General features: G+C 54.6%; 6 protein-coding genes. All 6 read right to left on the bottom strand.

Features of this window, described 5'->3' with window-relative positions; all coding sequences use genetic code 11:
- Nucleotides 1-205: 205 nt before the first annotated feature.
- Nucleotides 206-1,876: an FAD-binding protein gene (locus tag HY768_10935; GenBank protein ID MBI4727712.1), complete on the bottom strand. Its 1,671-nt coding sequence runs from the start codon at nt 1,874-1,876 to the stop codon at nt 206-208.
- Nucleotides 1,877-1,905: 29 nt separating this feature from the next.
- Nucleotides 1,906-2,913: a tetratricopeptide repeat protein gene (locus tag HY768_10930; GenBank protein ID MBI4727711.1), complete on the bottom strand. Its 1,008-nt coding sequence runs from the start codon at nt 2,911-2,913 to the stop codon at nt 1,906-1,908.
- A 695-nt stretch (nt 2,914-3,608) separates the two neighbouring features.
- Complete coding sequence (locus tag HY768_10925) at nt 3,609-4,046, bottom strand: hypothetical protein (protein MBI4727710.1); 438 nt, start codon at nt 4,044-4,046, stop codon at nt 3,609-3,611.
- Between the two features lie 71 nt (nt 4,047-4,117).
- Nucleotides 4,118-4,846: a 4Fe-4S dicluster domain-containing protein gene (locus HY768_10920; GenBank protein ID MBI4727709.1), complete on the bottom strand. Its 729-nt coding sequence runs from the start codon at nt 4,844-4,846 to the stop codon at nt 4,118-4,120.
- A gap of 80 nt (nt 4,847-4,926) precedes the next feature.
- Nucleotides 4,927-5,268 carry a DUF86 domain-containing protein gene (locus HY768_10915; protein MBI4727708.1) on the bottom strand — a complete coding sequence of 114 codons (342 nt, stop codon included), beginning with the start codon at nt 5,266-5,268 and terminating at the stop codon, nt 4,927-4,929.
- Nucleotides 5,246-5,539 carry a nucleotidyltransferase family protein gene (locus HY768_10910; protein MBI4727707.1) on the bottom strand — a complete coding sequence of 98 codons (294 nt, stop codon included), beginning with the start codon at nt 5,537-5,539 and terminating at the stop codon, nt 5,246-5,248. Before HY768_10910 ends, HY768_10915 begins: the two co-directional genes overlap by 23 nt.
- Nucleotides 5,540-5,696: the final 157 nt, after the last annotated feature.

The following is a 5,696-nucleotide window of genomic DNA, read 5'->3' as shown; positions in this document are numbered from 1 at the left end:
GTATTTGCGTGATCAGTCAAAAGGTTTTACCTTATCCCGTATTGTCACATTAACAAAACGCCAAGAACGCATCCTTAAAGCTGTATCTCCTCAGCTCCTCAAAGGACTGTAGTGTATATTTATGCTACGGAATTCAGGTAGATCATATCGCTTGCCTGAATTGCTCTCGGCCATTTTGAATTTTTGGTTTTGAATTTTATATTTATCACCGGATGGTTCCCACATAGCTGGTGGTCAGTTGGTTCTTCTTGACCTCGGGATTGCTGTAGTCCGGCAGCAGCATCGGCGACACCCGCTCCCTGCCCAGCCCGGCCGCCTCCAACTCCTGGTGGTATTTCTTCACATGCGCGACATTGAGCGGTCCGTCCTTGGCGCCGGCCTTGATGTATTCGGCCGCGTACTGCCCGGCCCGCCGGCCGAACACGCAGACGTCTAAAAGCGAGTTGCCCATCAGCCGGTTCTCCCCGTGGATGCCGCCAGCCACCTCTCCGGCCGCGTACAACCCGGGCAGCGAGGTCTCAGCCCGGGCATTGATCTTCAGGCCGCCGTTTTGGTAGTGTAACGTCGGATAGGTCAGCATCGGCTCCTTGGAGATGTCGATGCCGTGCCGCATATAGATCTTCCACTTGCCCACGAACTCCTTTTCCACTGTGCCCTGGCCCTTGAGGTCGTTGATCATGGGCGAGTCCAACCAGACGCCTACTTTTCCCGATGGCGTGGCAATGCCTTTCCTACGTGCCACGCACTCCCGGATGAGGGCCGCGGCCTCCACGTCGCGGGGCTCGCGCTCGAACACGAACTGCTCGCCGTCGCTGTTAAGTACATTCGCGCCGGCGCCGCGGAATTTCTCGGTTAAAAGCAGGCCCTCGATCTGGTCCGGGAACGAGACGCCGGTGGGGTGGAACTGAACCGTGTGCAAAAAGCACAGCTCGACCCCGGCCCGGTAGCCCATCACCAGGCCGTCGCCGGTGGCCCCGTAGTGGTTGGTGGTCATGAAATTCTGGATGTGGAGCCGGCCCGAACCGCCGGTGGCCATCACCACGGCCTTGGCCTTGATGGTGAAGTATTCCTCGGTCTCGTGGTTGTAGGCCACCACCCCGGCGCACTGGCCCTGGTCGTTGAGCGCCAGCTCCACCGCCGAGGTGAAGTCGACGATCCGGATGTCATCCGGGTGGTTGTGGACCTCGTCCCGCAAGGTGCGCATGATCTCGGCGCCGGTGATGTCAGCCGCGTAGTGCATCCTTTTTCTGCAGGTGCCGCCGCCGTGCATGGTCATCAGCCGGCCGTCCGGGAATTTGGATAACATGCAGCCCAGCGATTCCAGCCAGGACAGGGTTTCGTTTGCGTCCATCACCAGGGCCTCGGCCAGCTCCGGCACGTTTTTGAAATGACCGCCGCCCAGCACGTCCAAGTAATGGTAATAAGGAGAATCTTTCTCTAACTTGGAAGCCGCCTGGATGCCGCCCTCGGCCATCATGGTGTTGGCGTCGCCCAGTCTTAGCTTGGTGAGGATGATCGCCTTGGCTCCGTGCTGAGCGGCCATCAAGGCCGTGGCCGCGCCGGCCCCGCCTCCGCCGACTACCAGCACGTCGGTCTGATAGCGCGGCGTCAGGTCGACCTTGTCCGGGTCTACCCGGCTCTTGGCCTCCAAAAGATCCACGATCTCCGGCGAGATGGCGTAGCCCTTGTTGACGCCGACGCCGATGGGACGTTTGGAGGTCTTCTTGCAGTCCGGGTGGAAGGCGTCCAGCACCGCCTGGCACTCCTTCATGCTCATGGCTGGGAACTCCTGGCCCTCCTTCTTGCGGCGCACCCGCTCCGGCCTGGTGGCCGCGACCTTCTGGATCAGCTGTTTCAGTTCAGGGGTATATGGCATGGTTTATCTCCCAACTAGATTACAGGGATTTACTCTGATGGATAAGTTTTGCTCTGTCTTTTCTTTTTATGCAGAGATTGTTTTATATTTTGGATAAAAGATCGGATATAGCTTTTTCCCTTCATAGGATAATCCTTATAATAATCCACTGTTTCAATCCGTCCGGGCTCCGGCTTCTCGCCATCTTTCATGGCGACTGCCAGAGATCTATTAACAATGGCCAATTCATAATCGGGATCGATTTCAAGCGCCTGGTTGAAGGCTTTGATGGCAGGCTCTTTTTGACCCAATTGTAAATGGCAAAGGCCGATATTGCCGTAGGATTGGACATGCCGTTTTATTATATTCAGGCACCCCTTGAAACAACCGATGGCGTTTTCCCATTCCTGGTTGTCCATGCAGGACAAGGCTTGTTCAAACCTATCCGAGGATTTTAAATATGAATCCAAATCGATGCCGTCATTTTCCAACATATCTTGTTCCAGATCGGACAAGAAGTTTTTGGCGTGCTTCACTTCTTTTTCGTCAGGATCTCCTATTTCCACAACCCTTCGGTAGGCAAGGACGGCGTTTTTCAGGTCATATTTCTTCAAGCACACGGACGCTTTATTGAAATGAGCCTCCCAAAAATAAGGAAAAATATCGATGGCCTTTTCAAAACACGACAGGGCCTCGTCCCAACGCTTCCTTTCTATATGAATCACGCCCATGGAAAAATGGGTGGAATGATACCGGGGATTATCTCTTAACAATCCCGCAACGATATTCTCCGCTTCTTCAAGAGAGCCTTTCTCCACCAAATCCATCGCTTGATCCAGGGTTTCCTCAATTTCCTCGTCGACAGCGGCAATAAAACTATTTTGAGGAAAATATTCGGGCTTGGACGCTTCGTATATTTCAGAAGCTTTGAAATGCAGATAGTCCGCGCAGCTGCTGTTGCGGATTGCCGCGCAGCAGGGCGGACAGATGATTCCGTCTTTTTGCTTGCAGGCTCGCTTGCCCTTGGATTTTGCGCAAATGGCGCAGGCTTTTTTCATATTGCCGGTTACGTAAACTTTTATTTTATGGCGGTTCCATTTGATTCTGAGTTTATCACAGATAGTCGTTTGCCTTCGGCTGCCACTCCTCAGGCGCCATGTCTGGTTTGCTCTCCCTGTCCTTGTACAGCTCCTTGAGCTTGTTGACGTCCGCTTTCTTCAACTGGTTCAGCCCGGGCTGGAACTTCCCGCCGCGAACCTGTTTGACCTGCTTGGCCAGGTGCCCGGCCCGGGGCGCGCGCAGTCTCTCCCGACTTCGACGCTTTTTCTGAAGTATCTTTATGAGTCATTGATATTTCAATGAAAGACTTTTATCCGTTTGCGGGCAACAGCCTTCCTCCTTCGCCAGCGCGGAGCCTGCCCCGTTTACGAGAACGGGGGTGGACCACCGCCTGGGCTACCGCCACAGCGGGGTAAACCGCCGCCGCAAGCGGGGCAGGCTGGGGCAGGCAGGTCGGCGGAGGCCGACGCAAAATGTCGAAGATCCGCCTGCAGTGGGTAGCGCTCTGCCATCCCAGAAATATGCCGCCGCTTTGCCACCGCTTTGCAGGGCAAGCGGGGCAAGCTGGGGCAGGCGGGGTAAACCTCTAAAAGCCTTGTCCAATAAAGCTTCCTGATCGGGGCACTACAAGTGTCGAAGCCAGGAGGTCAGCTAACGGCCGCCATTTGTTCATCATCGCCTATCGAAAGGCGGGTTATTTCGCAATCCCATAGACCCCGGGAGAAACCCTCTTTATTCCCTTTATCCCCCCCAGTTTGTTTCTGATGCCCTGGGAGAGGTCTTTGCTGGCGCTTCTGTAACCTCTATTCAGGACAGATTTCTTGATATCGGAAATCCCCAGCGGACCCCTTCTTTTGAGAATGCCCAGAATGAGTTCGGCCAAAGTCGGCTGGCCGGGCATTCTCTTGCCTTTGCTGACAGGCTTTGGCCTTGGAGCCGGTTTTTGTTCCTGGCAAATCGCCCCGAAAGATGAAAGCCTTTCCTCCACCTCTTTCAATTCATTTTGCAATCTTTGGCGTTTTCGTTTCAAGTTGGCCTTTTCCGCCTGGTTTTGCCTTTTTTTCGCCTTCAGATAGCTTTCGATCTCGCTCAGCGACAGGCGGTCGAGCGCCGTTTTCCCTTGTTTCTGCATGTTTTTCTACCTTTCTTTTGGTTTTTACGGACAGGAATATTTTACCGTCCTTTTATTGCGTTTAGCGATTCTTACAGATACTCTTTGGTCTTTGGGGCCCACTCGTCCGACGTGTTATCCGGTTCGCTTTCCCGGGCATTGTACAGTTCCTTCAGTTTGTTGACGTCCGCTTTCTTCAGCTGGTCCAGGCCGGGCTGGAACTTTCCGTCTCTAACCTGTTTGACCTGCTGGGCCAAGTGCCCGGCCCGCGGAGCGATCTGCGAGCCGGACAGCCGCCGGGCCAGGATGGCCACGTTGGCGTGCGAGATCTCGGCCGGGCAGCGTGAGGTGCACAGCCCGCACATCACGCAGTCGAACGACAGCCTGGCCGCCTGCTCCACGTCGCCCCGCATCACGGCTTGGATGTAGTCCATCACCTCGATGGACATCGGGCAGGACTTGGTGCAGGTGTTGCAGGATACGCATTTGAACACCTCAGGGTACAGGGCCTTGAAGGTGTCGACGTTGGCCTTGAGCTTATCCAGGTCGTGGACGCCGCGCTTGTTGGGAAAGAACGGCAGGATGGCCAGGTACATGTCGGGCTGGACCATGGCCTGGCAGGCCAGGCCCACTTCAATCTTGTAGCTGTTGGGCAGGCGGAAGGCCAGGCCGCAGGCCCCGCAGATGCCGCCCCGGCAGCCGCAGCCCCGGGTCAGCTGGTAGCCGGCGTACTCCATGGCCTTCTGGACCGTCAGCGTGTCCGGCGCCAGGTACTGCTTGCCCATGATGTGGATGGGGATCAGGTTGACTTTGGCTTCCATGTATGTTCTCCTTGATAAATTCGAATATCGAATGTCGAAATCCGAAACAAATCGGGGTTATCGCCTTCGATCAATTTTGATCATTCCCTCAATAGAGCCTCAACCGCTTCTCTTAGTGGTGGTATTTTATCGTTAATCACGGACCAAACGGTTCGCCAGTCGACGCCGAAATAGGCGTGGATCAGCTTGTCGCGCAACCCGGCCATTGCTTTCCATTCGATCTCTTCGTGCGCCACTTTGAACTCCGGCGAAACCTGTTTAGAGGCCTCGCCGATGATCTCCAGGCTGCGGAGAATGGCCCGCTGGAGCGTACCGTCTTTGAGAAGGGCCTCGTAGTTCAAGCCGGCGGTAGCACTCGCAATAAACTCGGCTTCAGCCAGGATATGCTTGAGAAAAACCTTATCGTCCTTCAATCGGCTCAACCTCCTTAAGCACAAAGGGAGCGATGTAGGGGCTCAGGCCTTCGGGGGTGACCACTGTCACTGTTTTGCCCAACAGCAGCTCCATGTCGAAGATCAAGTTAATGAAGTTATCGTAATCGCATTTTTCGAATTCCACCAGCAGGTCAATGTCGCTGTCGTCCCGTTGCTCGTTTCGGACATAGGAGCCGAACAGAGAGATGGAGCGTACCCGGTTCCGGTCAAGAATCTCCCGGTGCGAGCTGATGGCTTTTATAATGGCGTTTTTAGTCATGGTTAGGATCGTTTATTATGGAGCTTCTGGACCGTCAGCGTGTCCGGCGCCAGGTACTGCTTGCCCATGATGTGGATAGGGATTAGGTTAAGTTTGGCTTCCATTTATCTACTCCTTATGAAATTCGAAATACGAATATCGAAATTCGAAACAATAT

The organism is candidate division TA06 bacterium (assembly GCA_016208585.1).
Taxonomy (GTDB): domain Bacteria; phylum Edwardsbacteria; class AC1; order AC1; family EtOH8; genus UBA5202.
The sequence above is the reverse complement of the archived record's forward strand: the minus strand, read 5'-3'. Positions and strand labels throughout refer to the sequence as shown.

Excerpts from the sequence above, each read along its gene's own strand:
- HY768_10935 (MBI4727712.1), bottom strand. The coding sequence starts at position 1,876 with ATGCCATATACCCCTGAACTGAAACAGCTGATCCAGAAGGTCGCGGCC.
- HY768_10930 (MBI4727711.1), bottom strand. The coding sequence starts at position 2,913 with ATGAAAAAAGCCTGCGCCATTTGCGCAAAATCCAAGGGCAAGCGAGCC.
- HY768_10925 (MBI4727710.1), bottom strand. The coding sequence starts at position 4,046 with ATGCAGAAACAAGGGAAAACGGCGCTCGACCGCCTGTCGCTGAGCGAG.
- HY768_10920 (MBI4727709.1), bottom strand. The coding sequence starts at position 4,846 with ATGGAAGCCAAAGTCAACCTGATCCCCATCCACATCATGGGCAAGCAG.
- HY768_10910 (MBI4727707.1), bottom strand. The coding sequence starts at position 5,539 with ATGACTAAAAACGCCATTATAAAAGCCATCAGCTCGCACCGGGAGATT.